This window comes from Kluyvera sp. CRP (genome assembly GCF_019930565.1).
Classification (GTDB): domain Bacteria; phylum Pseudomonadota; class Gammaproteobacteria; order Enterobacterales; family Enterobacteriaceae; genus Kluyvera; species Kluyvera georgiana_A.
Window position 1 is genome coordinate 4898320 of the sequence record NZ_CP082841.1, and the last position, 19466, is coordinate 4917785.

A 19466-nucleotide genomic window follows, 5' to 3' on the forward strand; every position below is an offset into this window, starting at 1 on the left:
ATGCACCTGCAAACCGAACGCCTGATCCTCCGCCCGGTGGCGATCACAGACCTTGACGCGCTTTTCCGTATTTATGGCGATCCGGCGACCAATACTTTTAATCCCGCGGGCCCACATCCGGATATCGAACACTCTCACCGCATCCTGACGGGGTGGCTTGAACATCGCGACACTCACGGCTTCGGCAACTGGGCGTTCAGTCTGCGGGAGACACCCGAACAGATCATCGGTTTTGGCGGGCTGCGCATTGTCGAATATCCTTTCGGCGCGGTGAATAACCTGGGCTACCGCTTTGCTCCCGAGGCGTGGGGCAAAGGGTTGGCGACAGAATTTGCCCTCGCGGCGGTGGAGTATGCGTTTACGACGTTAAAACTTGATGAGGTCGTCGGTATTGTGCGCAAGAATCATCTGGCATCACAGAAGGTATTGCTGAAGTGCGGAATGAGGCTGGTCAGAGAAATTAACGATGTGCCGGGGGCGGAGCCAAGTTTGCAGTATCGGCGACGACGTGACGAAGCGGCATAAAAAAACCCTCTGCCAGGCAGAGGGTTTTGCACGCTAACGGAGAGAGAAAATTATTCCCACTCGATCGTGGCTGGCGGCTTACCGCTGATGTCATACACCACGCGGGAAATACCGTTCACTTCGTTGATGATGCGGTTAGAGACGCGGCCTAAGAAATCGTACGGCAGGTGTGCCCAGTGCGCGGTCATAAAGTCGATGGTTTCCACAGCACGCAGGGAAACAACCCAGTCGTACTTACGGCCATCGCCCATTACGCCAACGGAGCGAACCGGCAGGAACACGGTGAACGCCTGGCTCACTTTGTTGTACAGGTCAGCTTTGTGCAGCTCTTCAATGAAGATAGCGTCCGCACGACGCAGCAGGTCGCAGTACTCTTTCTTCACTTCGCCCAGCACACGCACGCCCAGACCCGGGCCCGGGAACGGGTGACGGTACAGCATGTCGTACGGCAGGCCCAGTTCCAGACCGATCTTACGCACTTCGTCTTTGAACAGCTCACGCAGCGGCTCAACCAGACCCATCTTCATCTCTTTCGGCAGGCCGCCCACGTTGTGGTGAGATTTGATAACGTGTGCTTTACCGGTGGCAGACGCCGCAGATTCGATCACGTCAGGGTAGATAGTGCCCTGCGCCAGCCATTTCACGTCTTCCAGCTTCAGCGCTTCTTCGTCGAACACTTCCACGAACACGCGGCCGATAATCTTGCGTTTCGCTTCCGGATCGTTCTCGCCTTTCAGCGCGTCCAGGAAGCGCTGCTCGCCTTCCACGTGAACAATGTTCAGACCGAAGTGGTCGCCGAACATGTCCATCACCTGCTGGGCTTCGTTGAGACGCAGCAGACCGTTATCGACGAAGACGCAGGTCAGGTTTTTACCGATAGCGCGGTGCAGCAGCATCGCGGTGACGGAAGAGTCCACGCCGCCAGACAGGCCCAGAATAACTTTGTCTTCGCCAACTTGTTCACGAATACGCGCAACGGCGTCGTCGATGATTTTAGCCGGGGTCCACAGGGCTTCACACTGGCAGATATCGCGTACGAAGCGCTCCAGCATGCGCATGCCCTGACGGGTGTGGGTCACTTCCGGGTGGAACTGCACGCCGTAGAAGCGTTTTTCTTCGTGCGCCATAATGGCGAACGGGCAGGTCTCGGTGCTGGCAACGGTGACGAAACCTTCTGGGATCGCGGTCACTTTATCGCCGTGACTCATCCACACGTCCAGCAGCGGTTTGCCTTCTGCGGTCAGAGAATCTTCGATACCGCGAATCAGCGCGCTGTCGGTCTGCACTTCAACCTGGGCGTAGCCGAACTCACGCTCGTTAGAACCTTCAACATGACCACCTAACTGCATCGCCATGGTCTGCATGCCGTAGCAGACGCCGAATACCGGTACACCGGCGTTAAATACGTACTCAGGCGCACGCGGGCTGTTTGCTTCGGTGGTGCTTTCCGGGCCGCCGGAGAGGATGATGCCGCTCGGGTTGAACTCACGGATTTGTGCTTCAGTAACATCCCATGCCCACAGTTCACAGTAGACGCCCAGTTCGCGGACGCGACGCGCGACCAGCTGGGTATACTGCGATCCGAAATCGAGGATGAGAATGCGATGTTTATGAATATTGTCTGTCATTTGACGATAATTCCGAGGCAAGTGAAACAATAACAAAACGCCCGGTTTAAAACCGGGCGCGGAAACTTATCAGGAGCCCATGCGATAGTTCGGGGACTCTTTGGTGATGGTCACGTCGTGAACGTGGCTTTCCTGGATACCCGCACCGCTGATACGCACGAATTCAGCCTTCGTACGCAGCAGGTCGATGGTACCACAACCGGTCAGACCCATACAGGAGCGCAGGCCGCCCATCTGCTGGTGAATGATCTCTTTCAGGCGGCCTTTATACGCTACGCGACCTTCGATACCTTCCGGCACCAGTTTGTCAGCGGCGTTATCGCTCTGGAAGTAACGGTCGGAGGAGCCTTTGGACATCGCGCCCAGAGAACCCATACCACGGTAGGATTTGTAAGAACGGCCCTGGTAGAGTTCAATTTCGCCCGGGGATTCTTCAGTACCGGCCAGCATAGAGCCCACCATCACGGCTGCAGCGCCAGCGGCAATCGCTTTAGCGATATCACCGGAGAAACGGATACCGCCGTCAGCGATAACCGGAATACCGGTGCCTTCCAGCGCTTCAACCGCGTCGGAAACGGCGGTGATCTGCGGAACGCCCACGCCGGTCACGATACGAGTCGTACAGATGGAGCCTGGGCCGATACCCACTTTCACCGCGCTGCAACCGGCTTCCGCCAGTGCGCGAGCGCCAGCGCCAGTCGCGACGTTACCGCCGATGATTTGCAGGTCAGGATATTTCGCCCGGGTTTCACGGATACGCTGCAGCACACCTTCAGAGTGGCCGTGAGAGGAGTCAATCAGCAGGACGTCAACGCCCGCGGCAACCAGCGCATCAACACGCTCTTCGTTGCCCGCGCCCGCGCCCACTGCGGCCCCAACGCGCAGACGACCTTTCTCATCTTTACACGCGTTCGGTTTACGTTCGGCTTTTTTGAAGTCTTTAACGGTGATCATGCCCAGCAGATGGAAGCTATCGTCAACCACCAGCGCTTTTTCGACGCGACGTTCGTGCATTTTGGCGAACACCACATCACGCGCTTCGCCTTCGCGAACGGTCACCAGACGATCTTTCGGAGTCATGTAGACGCTCACCGGCTGGCTCAGATCGGTGACGAAACGCACGTCACGGCCGGTAATGATACCTACCAGTTCATTGTCTTCGGTCACAACCGGATAGCCCGCGAAGCCGTTGCGCTCGGTCAGCTCTTTCACTTCTGCCAAAGTGGTGGTTGGCAGAACGGTCTGCGGGTCGGTTACCACGCCGGATTCGTGTTTTTTCACGCGGCGAACTTCTTCCGCCTGGCGCTCGATAGACATGTTTTTGTGGATAAAACCAATGCCGCCTTCCTGTGCCAGGGCAATCGCCAGGCGCGCTTCAGTCACGGTGTCCATTGCCGCAGAGAGCATAGGAATGTTCAGACGAATGGTTTTGGTCAGCTGAGTGCTAAGATCAGCCGTGTTCGGCAGAACGGTAGAATGAGCGGGAACGAGGAGGACGTCGTCAAACGTCAGGGCTTCTTTTGCGATACGTAGCATGGGCAATATCTCACCTGGGAGGTTATTAAATATTGCCGCGGCATTATACAGAGCGTAAGCGATTGCATCCACACTTTTTTGCAAAAAATGCTTGCGATCGCCCTCTGGCAGGTTACTATCGACTGAATAACCTGCTGATTTAGAATTTGATCCCGCTCACATGTTATCCTCACAAAGCCCCGCAATTTTTACCGTTAGCCGCCTTAACCAGTCGGTGCGTCTGCTGCTCGAAAAAGAGATGGGCCAGGTGTGGATTAGCGGCGAGATCTCCAACTTTACCCAGCCATCTTCCGGCCACTGGTACTTCACCTTAAAAGACGATAACGCCCAGGTGCGCTGCGCGATGTTCCGCAACAGCAACCGCCGGGTGACGTTCCGCCCGCAGCACGGACAACAGGTGCTGGTGCGCGCCAACATCACGCTGTATGAGCCGCGCGGCGACTACCAGATTATCGTCGAGAGCATGCAGCCTGCGGGCGAAGGGCTGTTGCAGCAAAAATATGAACAGCTAAAAGCCAAACTGCAGGCGGAAGGGTTGTTCGATCAGCAATACAAGCAGCCGCTGCCCTCCCCGGCCCACTGCGTCGGGGTGATTACCTCAAAAACCGGCGCGGCGCTGCACGATATTCTCCACGTTCTTAAACGTCGCGATCCCTCGCTGCCGGTGGTGATTTACCCCACCGCGGTACAGGGCGACGATGCGCCGGGGCAAATCGTTCGCGCCATTGAGTTGGCCAACGCCCGCGGCGAGTGCGACGTATTAATCGTCGGGCGCGGCGGTGGCTCGCTGGAAGATTTGTGGAGCTTTAACGACGAACGCGTGGCGCGCGCTATTTTTGCCAGCCGCATTCCGGTGGTTAGCGCCGTCGGCCACGAAACCGACGTCACTATCGCCGATTTTGTCGGCGACCTGCGAGCCCCCACGCCATCGGCGGCGGCGGAGATCGTCAGCCGTAACCAGCAGGAGCTGCTGCGTCAGATTCAGTCCGCCCAGCAGCGTTTGGGCATGGCGATGGACTACTACCTCGCCAACCGTAGCCGTCGTTTTACTCAGATGTTCCATCGCCTGCAGCAGCAGCATCCGCAGCTGCGTCTGGCGCGCCAACAAACCTCGCTGGAACGGCTGCGTCAGCGCATGAACAGCGCGCTGGAAAGCCAGATCAAACAGGCCAATCAGCGCCAGCAGCGCATGCTGCAACGTCTGAACCAGCAGAATCCGCAGCCGCGTATTCATCGCGCCCAGTCGCGTATCCAGCAACTGGAATATCGCCTGGCCGAAACCATTCGCGCACGCCTCAGCGAACAGCGCGAACGCTTTGGCAATGCGGTCACGCATCTGGAAGCCGTCAGCCCGCTGGCGACGCTGGCGCGCGGCTATAGCGTCACCACCGCCAGCGATGGCAAGGTATTGAAACAGGCAAAACAGGCAAAAGCCGGAGAAATGCTGACGACCCGGCTGGCAGACGGCTGGGTCGAGAGTGAAATTAAAACAGTGACGCCGGTGAAAAAAACGCGCTCACGGAAAAAAGCCGTTTAATCGTTCAACATAACCGGGCCTACAGGCCCGGTATCCTCTCGCTTATTCCCCCGCAGGCACCCACTCAACCCGCTTTTTCGAGATCATCCCGTGGCCGCTCTGGCAGAAGAAATCTACCGCGCCGCAGGCTTTTAACACTTCCAGCGGCTTATGGCACTCGGGGCAGCGTGGCTCGAGGGTAAAGGTTTTATCACAGTGCGCGCAGTGCGCCTGTTGGCCCTGCACCTCCAGCGAGGCCTGACAGGTTGGGCAGATGAATTCCATGGCAACTCCTTAACATCGTATTGTGCCGCCATTTTATCACGTCTCAGTGCGTCCCGCGTAACCGCTGCTGAATCTGCAACAGCGCCTCGACCTCGCCAATACGCCGCGCCGTGAGCTTCGCCACTTCCTGCGGCGCACGGGAATACAAACTTTGCGCGCCCAGAATCTGATCGCCGAGACAGTGGGCATAAATTGCGCCGCGACGGGTCCAGCCGAGTACGGAATCGCCACAAATCAGCTCAACGCGCTCGCCCTCGGGGCCACGGTTCTGGCTTATCACTCGCCCGTCGCGCAAGGAAATGCGGATGCCCTTGTGCTCGACGCCCGGCCCGGCGTATTTATTCAGCCATAGGTTGACCGCAATACCGCCAAGCGTGCCAATCAGATGTGCCTCGCCCTCTGCCGTTTCGGTATCACCCAGCGCAATGGGCTGCCCTAAGCGGTCCTTAACCCGTTCAGCCCGCAGCACAATGTCATCGCTGCCGCCGAGATAGCGCACCGTCTCCCGCATCATCGCCAGTACGTGAGTGCCAATATCGACAATCACCCCGTCCGGGTGGCGCAGCTGGCGGGTATCCGGTTGCCCGGTGGCAAAATTCAGCGCGATAGGTTCACCCGCGGCGTTATAGCCGCTCGGCTCCAGCAGAAAACCGTCGATACTGACAATCTCGTCCAGCGCGGTGACCACCGGGCGGTCAATTACCGCGCCATCTTCAGGTTGCCAGCGGTCATCCATTCGGCCCTGTGCCAGACACAGCACGCCGTCCCGGGCCATCCAGTGATCCAGCGCCAGCACGCGCCGAGCGTTATCCGGCACCGAAAGCAGCTGGCGCAGCTCGGTAAGCTGGTCTAGCGTGGCGGCAATCGGCTTTTCTACCACAATCCGCGGAATCAGCGAACGCAGCGCTTGTTCAAGTACCGGCAAATGCGCCAGCGAAACGGTGGTAATAAACAGCGTGTCGATGGGCTGCGCCAGCAGTGCGGCAAGGGATTTAAAGGTCGTTACGCCCGGCAGCACCCGCAGCGGATTGCTGTCATAGCCGCAAATCGAGCTCACTGGCAGCGACAGCGCCTTTAGCGCAGGTAAATAGGCGGTTTCAACCACCGACCCGAGGCCGATAAAACCAATATTCATAACATTCGACTCATGCAGAAAAACAATACGGCGGGCATTATGCGTGAAGCGCCATCACAGAAACGTGTCCGCGATGGCTTATTGGGTTTAGCGCACAGCGCGCAGACGGTCGAAACCAGCCGCCAGATCGGTTTTTAAATCATCCATATCTTCCAGCCCCATCTGGATGCGCAGCGTCAGGCCGCCAGGCTGCCAGCTGGTCGCGGTGCGGTAATCGGCACAGTTGAACGGAATAATCAGGCTTTCAAAACCGCCCCACGAATAGCCCATGGCGAAAATGCGCATATGATCCAACATATTCGCCACCCCCGCTTTGGTAAATTCGGGCTTCAGCACCAGCGAAAACAGCCCGGATGAGCCGGTGAAATCACGCTTCCAGATCTCGTGCCCCGGGCACTCCGGCAGCGCCGGGTGCAGAACCTTCAACACTTCCGGGCGCGCCTGTAGCCAATGCGCCATCTCCAGACCGCGCTGTTCAGCCTCTTTCAGGCGCAAATGCATCGTGCGCAGCCCGCGCAGGGCCAGGAAGCAGTCTTCCGCGCCGGGCAGCATGGCCATCAGATCGTAGGTTTTACGCAATCGCGGCCACCAGGCGTCATTAGCTGACACCAGCCCCATCAGCAGGTCAGAATGGCCGCCGAGATATTTGGTCCCCGCCTCGAGCGAGAGGTCGCAACCGTGCTCGTGGGCACGAAAGAAAATCGGCGTCGCCCAGGTATTGTCGATAATGGTGGCGATCCCCTGTTTTTTCGCCGCCTGGGTCATCGCCGGAACATCCTGAATCTCAAAGCTCTGCGAGCCGGGGGACTCAAGGAACAGCGTGGTGGTGTTCGCGCGAAAAAGCGAGGCTATCTCCGCGCCAATCAGCGGGTCGTAATAGGTGGTCTCAATGCCCATTTTGGCCAGCATGCCGGCGCAGAAATTGCGGGTCGGTCGGTAAACGCTATCAGGCATCAGCAGATGATCGCCCGCTTTCAGCGTTGTCAGCAGGGCCAGCGAAATCGCCCCCAGCCCGGACGGTGACAGTACGGTCCCGGCGGCACCGGCCAGCACGCTCCAGGCGTTCTCGAGGCTGGCGATGGTCGGCGTACCCATTGTGCCGTAGTTAAATTCGGCGCGATTATGTTCAAGATCGTCAACCGTCGGAAAGACCACCGTAGAGCCGCGATAAATCGGCGCATTCACAAACCCTGCCTGGCGGGAAGTATCCCGGCCTAGCTGGGTAATTTGCGTGCTGATATTAAAATCGGATGGAGAATGATGACCCATAATTTACCTCGTACCTTTCAGCGGCCTTGCCGACGAGAAATCGTGCTATTCATTGCCCCATTGATTGAGGAATTCCGCAATATCATCAATGCGCTGTTCTTTAATGCCCGCCTCAGCGGCCATCTCTTTTTGCGCGTCTTCGCTGATCTCTTCGTTGTTCATTAAGCGGGTAATCAGCAGCTGGAAATAGTGTGCCAGCGCATCACGCTCGGCGTCATTCACCGCCTGCGCGGCTTCGGTCGAGTATTCATCGACGATGTCATAAAATTTCAGCGGGATTTCGTGCGTCATAGACAGCTCCTGGAATAAAGACTGGCAAAACGGTGACTATCCTACGTTACGCGCTATCAGGTCAACGTGCGTTTTCATACGGGCGGCAAATTACTCAACAATCACCTTCACTTTCGGTTTAGACAGCAGAATTTTAATCAATTCAGTGAATTTCACCGGTTTATAAAAGTAGTATCCCTGCTGGAACGTAATGTCATTTTTGTTGAGATAGTCGAGTTGTTCTTTGGTTTCGACGCCTTCAGCCACAATGCTCAGCGAAAGCTTGCGGGCCAGGTCCAGCACGCAGTCCAGAATGCGCGTCGAATCCGGTTCGGCATTGACCCGTGCGACAAAACTTTGGTCGATCTTTATATAATCAATATGTAAATCATGAAGATAAGACAATCCCGAATAGCCGGTACCGAAATCATCCAGCGCAATCACAAAGCCGTTCTCGTGCAGAGTATTCAACGTTTGTACCAAATCTTCATCCACGTGCAGCGGCTCGCGTTCCGTCACTTCAAGCACCAGGTTGAGATCCTTGCGGTGGAAACTGTCTTTAAAGCGCAGGCACTCCTCGACAAAGTCCGGCTTGGCGATATGCGACGCGCTAAAGTTAATGCCAACATGAAATCCCTCCGGCAGTTTGCTTTCGATGGCGTTCATATTGTCCACGACCTGCGCCATCAGGCTACGCGTCAGCGGCACAATCAGCCCCGATTTTTCCGCCACCGGAATAAACGACGCCGGGGAAATATAGCCCGCGCGCGGGTGTTTCCAGCGGGCAAGCACTTCAACGCCGCGCAGCGTCCCCTCCCTACCGTTCACTACCATCTGGTAAAAAGGAACGATTTCACCGTTGGCTATCGCCCGGCGCAGCATCTCTTCCGGCGTCATCTCTTTGTTCAGGTATTTACCCAGCACATAAGCCGTGACAATTGAGATAACGCCAAGAAAAAGCAGGATGCCTAATCCACGGGTGATCATGCGCTGTAGGCTAAATAACGGCGGCTGATTGTAGACAATACTGAAGGGATATTTTGTCGAGCTGATTTGCCCGCTATAGCGAGCGTTTCCGCTCACCACGTCGCCGGACATGCCAATCGTCGACTCCCCTACCCGTAAGGCAAAATGCACGCCCTTCAGAGGGACATTCAGCGCGCCGCGAATATGCTGGTCGCTAATGGTGACCAGGATGCGACTGGCGGTTAACTGAGTGCTATAAATAAGAATCGGCAGCCCATTCGACGTCTCGCGAGCGGGGACCAACAGCAAATTACGCGCCTCCATCGGCGGAATTTGTGACAGTAAAATACGGTTTCCCGGTAGGGATGAGCACCAGATCGCGCCACTTTTCACAATAACAATCGTGCGCAAATGTGGCTGCAATGCCGCTTCCGTACCGAGCTGATATTGCCCCTCCAGATTGCATCCTTTATCCGCAATATCGGTGGCCACGCGGGTCGCCCGGAAAGCTTCATCGAGAATAAGGTTGATATTATTGGCGGCATATCGGGCGCCGCCAAGACTTTCCGCGCGAGAGGAATACCAAAGCTGGGTATTCAAAATAAAAACGCCGGCCAGAAACAGGCACACGGCGGCAATGACAGGAAGAAGCGCGCTACGCATTATCATGTCCTGGGCGAAGAGATTTATTTTTGGCTGTGGATAGTGAGTCGCGCAAATACGCGAATAAAGAAAGGATGGTCGAGATAAGCAGAAATCGCCATTAGACCAATAACATTTTGCCATTTCCCTTGCCGGGAAAAAGGTACCCCGGCGATACCGGAGTACCTTGAGAAGCTTACTCCAGTGCCAGCAGCGCGAAGCTCGCCAGCCAGTGGCCGCCGCTGTAGTGGCTGCCCACCACGTGCTCAACGCTGGCCGCCAGATGGCGCGCCACGGCGTCGCCCAGCGCTTGCTGCGCCGCATGGTCTTGCGGCAAAGCGCGGGCGATATGTTTCATACACCAGGCGCGGCTGAGGTTCAGGCCGTCAAGATGGGCAATTTTCGGGTCGGTACGGTCGCTCACTTCCGCCGGGTTCATCAGTGCCGACACCGACGCCACGTCCGGCAGGAAGGCATCAAACCACGCCGGGAAGTTCCCCGCGACTTTGCTCATCAGCAGCGCTTCGGTCAACGCGCCGGAAATATACTCGTCACCGCCCGGTTCATAATGCGCCGGGTACTGCGTGTCGGCCACATAGAAGCGGTTAGCGGCGTCGAGAATCGCCCCCTCCAGCGTCTTATCGGCCTGCGCGCGGGCGTAGTCCAGCCCCAGCGCCAGCGCGAAAGCGGTGTTGTAGTGCGTGCCCACGCGAATCGGGTAGGTCAGCTTGCTGAGATAATCGATAAGGCGGGTACGGATATCCTGCGTCAGCGGTTCGAGCGTCGCAAACCAACGCGCGGCCTGCGGCAGAGAGGCGTGTTTCAGCTCCTGCGCCAGCGCCAGCAGCCAGCCGTAGCCGTAAGGACGCTCAAACGACGCGCGGAACGGCGCGGTGAAATAGGCCAGCTCCTGCGCCACGTTTTCCTCGGTGAAGTGCTCGTCAAACAGCGCGATGATTTCATCGCGGCACGGCAGATCCGGGTAAAGGCGCACGCAGCGCAGCAGTAGCCAGTAGCCGTGTACCGCCGAGTGCCAGTCGAAGCAGCCATAAAAAATCGGGTGCAACGTACGGGGCGGCAGCACATCGCCATCATCATTCAGCAGATGCATGATGTGGTTTGGATATTCCTGGCGCAAATAGGTCAAGGGCATACGGGCGAAAGCGTCAGCCTGATGTTGCGTTAATTCCATAACAGCTCCTGAAAAAGTCACCGCGCTTAGCGAAACACGAGGAAGTACATTAAAAAGACGTTCACCACCAGCAGCGGCAGCGCCGTGGGGATCTGAACCTTAATCACCTGATACTTATCTTTCAGCTCAAGCAGCGCGGCGGGCACAATATTGAAGTTGGCGGCCATCGGCGTCATCAACGTGCCGCAGTAGCCGGCATACATCCCAATCGCCAGCAGCGGCGCCGGGTTGCCGTGGTGAAGATGAATCAGGAACGGCAGCGCAATACCGGCGCTGAGTACCGGGAAGGCGGCAAAGGCGTTGCCCATGATCATGGTAAACAGCGCCATACCGACGCAGTAAATCACCACCAGCATGAAGCGGTTATCCGGGTTCACAAACAGGCTCACCACCTTCTGCACCGATTCGCCGGTATCCGCGACCACAAATACACCGCCCAGCATGGCGAGCATCTGCGGCAGAATCACCGCCCAGCCAATGGTGTCCACCAGACGGCGAGACTGACGAATGGCATGCAGCGGCGTGCCGCGCGTCAACCACCAGCCGGTCAGAATGGCCGCCACACAGGCAACGCACAGCGCCGCCAGCGTCAGTTGCTTCTGGTCAAGCAGGTACACGCCGCCAACCGATACGCCTTTCAGGAACAGCGTGCCGATGACTGTCACTACTGGAATCATTAATGCAGGCAGGAATAACCAATTTTTCAGTCGGTTAGACGAGGCGACTCGTTCGCTGTCGCTCGACATTTTGTATTCGCCTTTGCCAACCAACCCACAGCCCGCCAGCAGCGCAATGACAATCACCGCCCCGCCGATAATGCGATAAGCCAGCGATTTCCCCAGTTCCTGGACCATCAGATCGCCAAACAGGAAAATCCCGCCGAACAGGAACCAGAACAGCGCGGTGGTAAAACGTTTCGGGTTGCCGCGATCGCGCAGCGTCATGATAACCAGCAGCATCACGACAAAACCGATCAGGTAATAAACGCGATTGATGGTGATAAGTGTACTCATGGCGTCACCGCCTTCGTGCCCTGGGCGTTGCGCCATGCCATCACGTCACGGCGAATGCTGGCGTCCAGACGCAGCAGGCGAATCATGTGGATAATCAGCGCGGAAATGGCCGTCGGAATAGCCCACAGGCCAATATGCAGCGGTTCAATCCCGCTAATCCCGTTCTCTTTGAGGAAGGCGTCAATCAACAGCACCGCGCCGAAGGCGATAAAAATATCTTCGCCGAAAAAAACGGCAATATTGTCGCAGGCGGCGGCGTGCGCTTTGATTTTATCGCGGATGTGCTGCGGCAGTTCGCCGTATTCATTCAACGCCGCCCCTTCCGCCATCGGCGCCAGCAGCGGGCGTACCGTCTGTGCATGACCGCCCAGTGACATCAGACCCAGCGCGGCCGTCCCCTCACGCGCCACAAAGTAGAGCATCAGAATACGCGCTGAGGTGGCGCTGGCAATTTTAGCCACCCACGCCTGCGCGCGTTCCTTCAGACCGTAGTATTCCAGCAGGCCAATCACCGGCAGAATCAGAATGAAAGTCGCCAGCGAGCGGCTATTCACAAACTTTTCGCCAAAGGTTTCCAGCAGCATGCCGAAATCCATGCCAACCAGCAGTCCTGTCGCCAGACCGGCGACAACGACCACCAGCAGCGGGTTAAAGCGCAGCGCAAAGCCAATCACCACCACCGGAATCCCGATAAGCGGCATCAGTGTCGTACCGTCCATAAACGTTTACCCTATCCAAAGTGTGCGTTGCACGCCGAAGGCTCTTTTTTATCGCGTCACCATAAGGTGAAGCGTGCGGCATTGCGGCGAACGATGTTGTGTTGTGTCATCAGACCGCGTAAATCTACGTATGAGTCATCGGTCTGTGCTAAAAATCTATATCTGAACGCGGATAACATGTAAACAATTTATCAATAAAACGTTCTTATATTATCTCGTTTCATTTACATTCTTTGCGAATAGTCACAATTGCGTAAGGACAGTTATGACCTCGAAAAAAACAGCTACACCTGCCACAAACGACGATATCAACGAAAGCCGGATCGTCTCCTCACGCCATCTGATCTCCGAGCGCTGCGCGGAATTATCAGAGCTGGAGTACGCCCTGATCATGACCAGTAACGCCTTCAACAAATGGATGGTGCGCTGTATGACCGCGGCGGGCGAGCCGGATATGGGGGCGTTTGATGTGTCGCTTTTGCATCACGTGAACCATCGCAATCGCAAGAAGAAGCTGGCGGATATCTGCTTTGTGCTGAACGTGGAAGACACCCACGTGGTGACCTATGCGCTGAAAAAACTGGTCAAAGCGGGCTACGTCACCAGTGAGAAAGTGGGTAAGGAGCTCTATTTCTACACTACGGAAGAAGGGAAAGCGCTGTGTATGAAATACCGCGACGTGCGGGAAGCGTGTTTGATTTCGATTCAGGTGGAGAGCGGTATTCCGGGACATTCGATTGGCGAGACCGCCCAGTTGCTGCGGACCATCTCGTCGCTGTATGACACCGCCGCACGGGCTGCGGCGTCGCTGTAGCAAGGCGCTCGCCGGAGAAGGAAGACGAGCGCAGGAAACTCAGTCGGCGCGTACGGCAATCTGCCGGGCGTCGAACGCTTCGCGCAGCCGACGAGCGAATGCCAACGCCTGCGCGCCGTCACCGTGCAGACACACCGTCTGGGCATTCACCTTTGCCCAGACGCCATCACGGCTCATTACCCGGCCATTCAGCACCATTTCCAGCGTACGGGCTACCGCCTCATCCTCATCGTGAATCAGCGCGCCAGCCTCGCTACGCGGTACCAACGAGCCGTCCGCCAGATAGCCGCGATCGGCAAACACCTCTTCCCGAGTAGTCAGCCCATGATGTATGCCTGCGCGAATGAGTTCGCTACCGGCTAACCCCACCAGGATAAGAGACGGTTCAACATTGTGCACCGCTCTGGCGATAGCATCCGCCAGCAGCGGCTCTTTCGCCGCCTGGTTGTACAGCATGCCGTGAGGTTTAACGTGCGTTAGCGCACCGCCTTCGGCGCGGGCGATCGCCGCCAGCGCGCCAATCTGATACAGCGTCTGCGCATAGACCACGTCAGGCGGTAGCTGCATCGCAGTACGGCCAAAGTTTTCCCGGTCGGGGAAGCTTGGGTGCGCGCCGATAGCCACACCGTGTTTCAGCGCCAGCAATACGCTCTGGCGCATGGTCTGTGCGTCCCCGGCATGGAATCCACAGGCGATGTTGGCCGACGTAATCAGCGGCATCAGCGCGCTGTCGTTCTCACAGCCTTCGCCGAGATCGGCGTTTAAATCAATCTTCATCGTTCAATCGCCATTCCAGTTGTTCAAAGTAACGCTGCTGCTGAGCGCGCGCGGCCAGCGCCTCTTCCAGCGTGCAGAGGTCAAAGTGTACCGTTTCACCGAGCCGGATTTGCGCCAGGTTGTACATGTCCGCCTCAATCACGCAGGCAATGCGCGGGTAACCGCCGGTGGTCTGCGCGTCGTTCATCAGTACAATCGGTTGGCCGTTGTGCGGCACCTGTACCACGCCGGGGAGCAGACCGTGGGAGAACATCTCGCGAGATTCCGTACGCTCCAGCACCTGGCCCTGCATACGGTAGCCCATGCGATTGCTCTGCGGGCTGAGCTTCCATGGCGCGCGCCAGAAGGACTCGTGCGCCGCGGCGGAAAACTCATGGTACTCCGGCCCCGGTAGCGCGCGCACGCGGTTGCCCCACTGCAGTTGACGCACGCCGCGACGCTGACGGAAGTCACGCGTTGCCGGGCGCAGCGGCAGGCGATCGCCCTCTTGCAGGCTTCGCCCCTCAAAGCCGCCGAATCCGGCCTTTAAATCGGTGCTGTAAGAACCCATCATGCAAGGCACATCGAAACCGCCAGCCACCGCCAGATAGCTGCGCATCCCACGTTTTGGCAGCGCCAGTTTGAGGCGCTGGCCCGCGCGCACCGGCCAACGCCAGCCGGACCACACCGGCTGACCGTCGAGCGTGGCCGCGCAGTCCGCGCCCGCGAGAGCAAACCAGCCGTCGCGATGAAAAACCAAATCACACTGCCCCAGCGTGATTTCCAGTACGGCGCTATCGGCGGCGTTACCGACCAGCAGATTAGCGATGCGCAATGCTGCAGAATCCATCGCCCCGCAGCGGCTAATCCCCGACTGCCGTAGACCGTGTCGCCCGCCGTCCTGCAAGGTGGTGCTCATCCCTGCGCGAATAATCTCTAACACACGCCCTCCTTAGACGGCACAAAACGAACCCGATCGCCTGGCTGTAGTAGCGTCGCAGGCTCTCGCTGCGGGTCGAACAGGCGTAAATCGGTACGGCCAATGATTTGCCAGCCACCGGGGGTCGGCAGCGGATAGATTCCCGTCTGACTGCCGCCAATTCCCACCGATCCCGCCGGTACGGCAAGGCGCGGTTCCGCCCGTCGCGGCGTCGCCAGTTCGGTTGGCAGGCCGCCAAGATAGGGGAAACCAGGCTGGAAGCCGATAAAGTAGGTGATGTAGTCCGCCGACGCGTGGCGTTCAACAACCTGCTGTTCACTCAGGCCAGTATGCCGCGCCACATCCGCTAAATCAGGGCCGTGCTCACCGCCATAAATCACCGGGATCTCTATCTGCCGTGAGTCCAGAGTCACCGCTTCGCTCTCTTCCCACCAGCGCTGTAAACGCTCGATGGCATCCAGCGCCAACGACGCCGGGTTACGAAGCATCACGGTGATATTGTTCATCCCCGGAATCACTTCAACCACTTCGGGCACTCCCGCCAGACGTTGCGCCAGCCCCCAAATCCGTTGCTGGCTTTCCAGCGTCAGCGGCGGTTCCAGCTCCAGAACCACCGCGCTCTCTCCTAACAGATAACACCGCGCTCGCTGCACGTTTTCACCTTTACTCATGCTGGGTTGCAGAGGCCGATGGATGTTAAAGTCGGCCACCATTTCCATTTACAATTCAGCAATAATGCAAATGTGTCAATGTCTTCAGTTTGGATCTGTACGAGCGAATCCGGTTATCTGAACGACGGGCAGTAAAAAGCCCGCATTATGCGGGCTTGATATATTTGGCAAATTCGCGCTTAGCGTGAACGCTTACTTGCTTTTCTTAATGTGTTTAATCAAACGCTTACGTTTACGCATCTGAGTCGGCGTCAAGGTATTGCGTTTATTCGCATACGGGTTCTCACCTTCCTTGAACTGAATGCGGATAGGGGTGCCCATCACGTCCAGCGATTTGCGGAAGTAGTTCATCAGATAGCGCTTGTAAGAATCCGGCAGGTCTTTGACCTGGTTGCCGTGAATCACCACAATCGGCGGGTTATAACCACCAGCGTGGGCGTATTTCAGCTTCACGCGACGACCGCGCACCAGCGGCGGCTGGTGATCTTCAGCAGCCATGGTCATGATGCGGGTCAGCATCGCTGTCCCCACGCGGCGGGTGGAGCTGTCATAAGCTTCACGAATAGATTCAAACAGGTTACCAACACCGCTGCCGTGCAGCGCAGAGATGAAGTGCACGCGCGCAAAGTCGATAAAGCCCAGACGGTAGTCGAGGGTCTCTTTCACCTGCTCTTTGACTTCCATGCTCAGGCCGTCCCACTTGTTGACGACGATGACCAGTGAGCGCCCACTATTGAGGATAAAGCCGAGCAGAGACAGATCCTGATCGGAAATGCCTTCACGCGCATCAATCACCAGCAGACAGACGTTAGCGTCTTCAATGGCCTGCAATGTTTTGATAACCGAGAATTTTTCTACCGTATCCGTCACTTTACCGCGCTTACGTACCCCGGCGGTGTCAATGAGCACGTATTCACGCTCATCGCGTTCCATCGGGATATAGATGCTGTCACGGGTGGTGCCCGGCATGTCATAGACCACCACGCGGTCTTCGCCGAGGATACGGTTAGTTAGCGTTGACTTACCTACGTTCGGACGGCCAACGATAGCGATTTTGATCGGCAGATCCTGCGGATTGAAGTCGTCTTCCGGCTCTTCTTCGCCTTCGCCATTTTCCGCCTCAAACTGCGCCCAGTACTCTGCGTCTTCGTCCACCTCTTCTGGCGGATTAACGTCATCCACGAATGGCAGCAACACCTGCTCCAGCAACGTGGTTACGCCACGGCCATGAGAGGCAGCGATCGGGTGAATGTCACCGAGGCCCAGCGACCAGAAATCGGCGACGGCCTGATCCGGATCGATACCATCGGTTTTATTCGCCACCAGGAAAGTCGGCTTTTCACGCGCGCGCAGATGGTTAGCAATGGCCTGGTCCGCCGGCATCAGCCCGGCGCGCGCATCAACCATGAACAGTACAACGTCGGCTTCTTCAATCGCCAGCAGCGACTGTTCCGCCATGCGCGTTTCCACGCCTTCTTCCGTGCCGTCGATACCGCCGGTATCGATACAGATAAATTCACGCCCTTCAACTTCAGCACGACCGTACTTACGGTCACGAGTCAGACCCGGGAAATCCGCAACCAGCGCATCACGAGTGCGCGTCAGGCGGTTAAATAGCGTGGATTTTCCAACATTAGGGCGCCCGACAAGCGCGACCACAGGTACCATGTTAAAGCCTCATTTACTCAAAATCTAAAAATAGCAAACGGCCCCTGATTAAACAGGAGCCGCCAATAGAGTTACGACAGCCGAAATTAACGCGTAATCGCGTAAACCGTGCCGTCTTTTGCCTGAATCAGCAGTTTACCGTCGGCGACCACCGGTTCCGTCAGGAAGCCGGAGCTGTCAACTTTCTGCTGCGCTTCAAAGCGCCCGTCTTCCGGGTTAACCCAGTGCATGTAGCCTTCGCTATCGCCGACAACCAGGCTGCCGTTATACAGCGCCGGTGCGGTCAGCAGACGGTGCAGCAGATCGCTCTGCGTCCACAGGGTCACGCCGCCGTCGGTGGTCAGTGCCAGAATACGGTCATTCTGATCGACGATGTAGATGCGGTTGCCGTCAACGATGAAATCATTCACCGAACCCAGCTCGCGTTTCCACAGAATCTGGCCGCTGCGCAGATCCAGCGCCGTCAGGTTACCATTGTAGGCTAAGGCGTAAACCACGCCATTCACGATAACCGGCGTGGTATCCACGTCGCTCAAACGGTCGATTTCGGTCGTGCCGGTCGCCTGGGAGATACGCTGCTGCCAAATCAGCTGGCCTTGCTGCATCAGGACCGCGCTCACGCGACCGTTATCGCCGCCAACAATCGCCGCGCCATAGGCCACAGCCGGTGCAGATTCGCCGCGCAGAGAGAGCGCTGGCATATCCAGGTTCACCGTCCACTTCACGACGCCACTGTTTTCATCCAGCGCCTGCAGCTGGCCGTTACTGGTGTGAACCAGCACCAGGCCATCGCTCGCCGTTGGGCGAGAGAGAACTTCACCCGCCGCGGTGGTCTGCCAGACGATAGAACCGTCGCCCGCGTCCAGCGCATAAACCTGCGCTTTTTCGCTGCCGACGTACACGTGGCCGCCGGAAACGGTCAGACCGCCGGAAAGCAGCGCCGGTTTACGAGAGAACCAGCCGTCTTTTTCCGCCAGATTCACGGACCAGACTTCTTTACCGTCATCCGCATTGACCGCTTTCACGGTGCCTTTACGGTCGGCGGCATACACCACGCTATCCGCATAAGCCGGATGCAGGTTGGAGTAGAAATCGCCAATCCCGCTACCGACGGAAACGTCCCAGGCGGTAGACGGAGTAAACTGGTTCTCTACGGTCGGCAGCGGAGACATTTTCACAACGTCTTCTTCGCCGCTGAACAATGAACAACCACTCAACAGAGTGACAGAAAGCAGTCCTGGCAAAAGTAGTTTACGCAATTGCATCGGGTCCCTCTCAGACGGACAAATTATTAATTTTCATGCGCATCATTTCACTGAGCGCCGGAGATGCATCGCTCTTAGCGCCAGCTTCCCACGCTGCACGCGCGCCCTGCTTGTCACCTTTACTGAGCAGGATTTCCCCGCGTAAATCAGCAACAATCGCCGTCCAGCCTTCGCCCTTCACGCCTTCCAGCGTTTTCAGCGCCGCATCAGCCTGCTTCATTTGCAGCTGAACGCGCGCCAGACGCAGGTTGATAACCGACTTCAGGTTGTCATCAGAAGCGGCAGCCAGCCCTTGCTGCAGCTGCTTTTCCGCCTGTGCCAAATCGTTTTTATCGACGAAGACCTGCGCCAGTTCCAGAGAAGCAAACGACCCGTAGGTGTTTTTGGTTTCGGCGGCGAATTTCTCTGCCGAGGCCAGCGCTTCCGGTTTCCCTGAGCTAAGAGAAGAAACGGCATTTTCGTAGGCCATGGAAGATTCCCGGGCCGAGTCTACCTGATGAGAGTTCCAGTAGCGCCAGCCGACCAGCGCACCGATCCCCAAAATTACCCCAACGGCCAGCGCTTTGCCATTTTCGGCAAAGAAGTTTTTAATCGCTTCAACCTGATCGTTTTCGTTATGAATTTCCACGCAGCCCTTCTCCTGATAATGATGTCCT

19 protein-coding genes are annotated in these 19466 nt (G+C 57.2%); 3 read left to right on the top strand and 16 right to left on the bottom strand.

Features of this window, described 5'->3' with window-relative positions:
• Positions 1-525: a GNAT family N-acetyltransferase gene (locus tag K7B04_RS23190; protein ID WP_223803115.1), complete on the top strand. Its 525-nt coding sequence runs from the start codon at positions 1-3 to the stop codon at positions 523-525.
• Positions 526-575: 50 nt separating this feature from the next.
• On the opposite strand, the gene guaA is transcribed toward K7B04_RS23190, so the two are convergent.
• Both guaA and guaB read right to left on the bottom strand, forming a co-directional pair.
• Positions 576-2153 carry a glutamine-hydrolyzing GMP synthase gene (gene guaA, locus K7B04_RS23195; RefSeq protein ID WP_163446560.1) on the bottom strand — a complete coding sequence of 526 codons (1578 nt, stop codon included), beginning with the start codon at positions 2151-2153 and terminating at the stop codon, positions 576-578.
• Positions 2154-2222: 69 nt separating this feature from the next.
• Positions 2223-3689, bottom strand: coding sequence for an IMP dehydrogenase (gene guaB, locus K7B04_RS23200; RefSeq protein ID WP_064543580.1), 1467 nt, complete (start codon positions 3687-3689; stop codon positions 2223-2225).
• 160 nt (positions 3690-3849) lie between these two features.
• Here guaB and xseA point away from each other — a divergent pair, with 160 nt between their 5' ends.
• On the top strand, positions 3850-5226 hold the full coding sequence (gene xseA, locus K7B04_RS23205) for an exodeoxyribonuclease VII large subunit (protein WP_163446559.1): 1377 nt from the start codon (positions 3850-3852) through the stop codon (positions 5224-5226).
• Between the two features lie 42 nt (positions 5227-5268).
• On the opposite strand, the gene K7B04_RS23210 is transcribed toward xseA, so the two are convergent.
• The 8 genes from K7B04_RS23210 to K7B04_RS23245 all read right to left on the bottom strand — a co-directional run bounded on the left by K7B04_RS23210 (position 5269) and on the right by K7B04_RS23245 (position 12696).
• Entirely contained in the window at positions 5269-5490 is a 222-nt protein-coding gene (locus K7B04_RS23210; RefSeq protein ID WP_223803116.1) for a zinc ribbon domain-containing protein, read from the bottom strand.
• A 43-nt stretch (positions 5491-5533) separates the two neighbouring features.
• The gene (locus K7B04_RS23215) at positions 5534-6625 is read right to left on the bottom strand and encodes a Gfo/Idh/MocA family oxidoreductase (protein WP_223803117.1); all 1092 of its coding nucleotides are present in this window, start codon (positions 6623-6625) and stop codon (positions 5534-5536) included.
• A gap of 87 nt (positions 6626-6712) precedes the next feature.
• Complete coding sequence (metC, locus tag K7B04_RS23220) at positions 6713-7894, bottom strand: cystathionine beta-lyase (RefSeq protein WP_223803118.1); 1182 nt, start codon at positions 7892-7894, stop codon at positions 6713-6715.
• Positions 7895-7939: 45 nt separating this feature from the next.
• Entirely contained in the window at positions 7940-8185 is a 246-nt protein-coding gene (locus K7B04_RS23225; RefSeq protein ID WP_163446555.1) for a YmjA family protein, read from the bottom strand.
• Between the two features lie 90 nt (positions 8186-8275).
• Positions 8276-9793: a cyclic diguanylate phosphodiesterase gene (locus K7B04_RS23230; protein ID WP_223803119.1), complete on the bottom strand. Its 1518-nt coding sequence runs from the start codon at positions 9791-9793 to the stop codon at positions 8276-8278.
• A 175-nt stretch (positions 9794-9968) separates the two neighbouring features.
• Positions 9969-10964, bottom strand: a complete 996-nt coding sequence (locus K7B04_RS23235) for a DUF2891 domain-containing protein (protein WP_223803120.1) — start codon at positions 10962-10964, stop codon at positions 9969-9971.
• 26 nt (positions 10965-10990) lie between these two features.
• Positions 10991-11977 carry a DUF979 domain-containing protein gene (locus K7B04_RS23240; protein WP_223803121.1) on the bottom strand — a complete coding sequence of 329 codons (987 nt, stop codon included), beginning with the start codon at positions 11975-11977 and terminating at the stop codon, positions 10991-10993.
• Positions 11974-12696, bottom strand: coding sequence for a DUF969 domain-containing protein (locus K7B04_RS23245; protein WP_163446551.1), 723 nt, complete (start codon positions 12694-12696; stop codon positions 11974-11976). Before K7B04_RS23245 ends, K7B04_RS23240 begins: the two co-directional genes overlap by 4 nt.
• A gap of 265 nt (positions 12697-12961) precedes the next feature.
• On the opposite strand from K7B04_RS23245, the gene K7B04_RS23250 reads away from it, so the two are divergent.
• Positions 12962-13510, top strand: a complete 549-nt coding sequence (locus tag K7B04_RS23250; protein WP_163446550.1) for a winged helix DNA-binding protein — start codon at positions 12962-12964, stop codon at positions 13508-13510.
• A gap of 39 nt (positions 13511-13549) precedes the next feature.
• Here K7B04_RS23250 and pxpA read toward each other — a convergent pair whose 3' ends face one another.
• The 6 genes from pxpA to K7B04_RS23280 all read right to left on the bottom strand — a co-directional run bounded on the left by pxpA (position 13550) and on the right by K7B04_RS23280 (position 19438).
• On the bottom strand, positions 13550-14287 hold the full coding sequence (pxpA, locus tag K7B04_RS23255) for a 5-oxoprolinase subunit PxpA (RefSeq protein WP_223803122.1): 738 nt from the start codon (positions 14285-14287) through the stop codon (positions 13550-13552).
• Complete coding sequence (gene pxpC / locus K7B04_RS23260; RefSeq protein WP_223803123.1) at positions 14277-15209, bottom strand: 5-oxoprolinase subunit PxpC; 933 nt, start codon at positions 15207-15209, stop codon at positions 14277-14279. Before pxpC ends, pxpA begins: the two co-directional genes overlap by 11 nt.
• On the bottom strand, positions 15203-15859 hold the full coding sequence (gene pxpB / locus K7B04_RS23265) for a 5-oxoprolinase subunit PxpB (protein ID WP_064543672.1): 657 nt from the start codon (positions 15857-15859) through the stop codon (positions 15203-15205). Before pxpB ends, pxpC begins: the two co-directional genes overlap by 7 nt.
• 210 nt (positions 15860-16069) lie before the next feature.
• Entirely contained in the window at positions 16070-17545 is a 1476-nt protein-coding gene (gene der / locus K7B04_RS23270) for a ribosome biogenesis GTPase Der (RefSeq protein ID WP_163448270.1), read from the bottom strand.
• A gap of 86 nt (positions 17546-17631) precedes the next feature.
• A complete protein-coding gene (gene bamB, locus K7B04_RS23275) occupies positions 17632-18810 on the bottom strand; it encodes an outer membrane protein assembly factor BamB (protein ID WP_163448271.1) in 1179 nt (392 codons plus the stop codon).
• A 10-nt stretch (positions 18811-18820) separates the two neighbouring features.
• Positions 18821-19438 (bottom strand): YfgM family protein, encoded by a 618-nt coding sequence (locus K7B04_RS23280; protein WP_064543551.1) that lies wholly within the window; start codon positions 19436-19438, stop codon positions 18821-18823.
• Between the last annotated feature and the right edge of the window lie 28 nt (positions 19439-19466).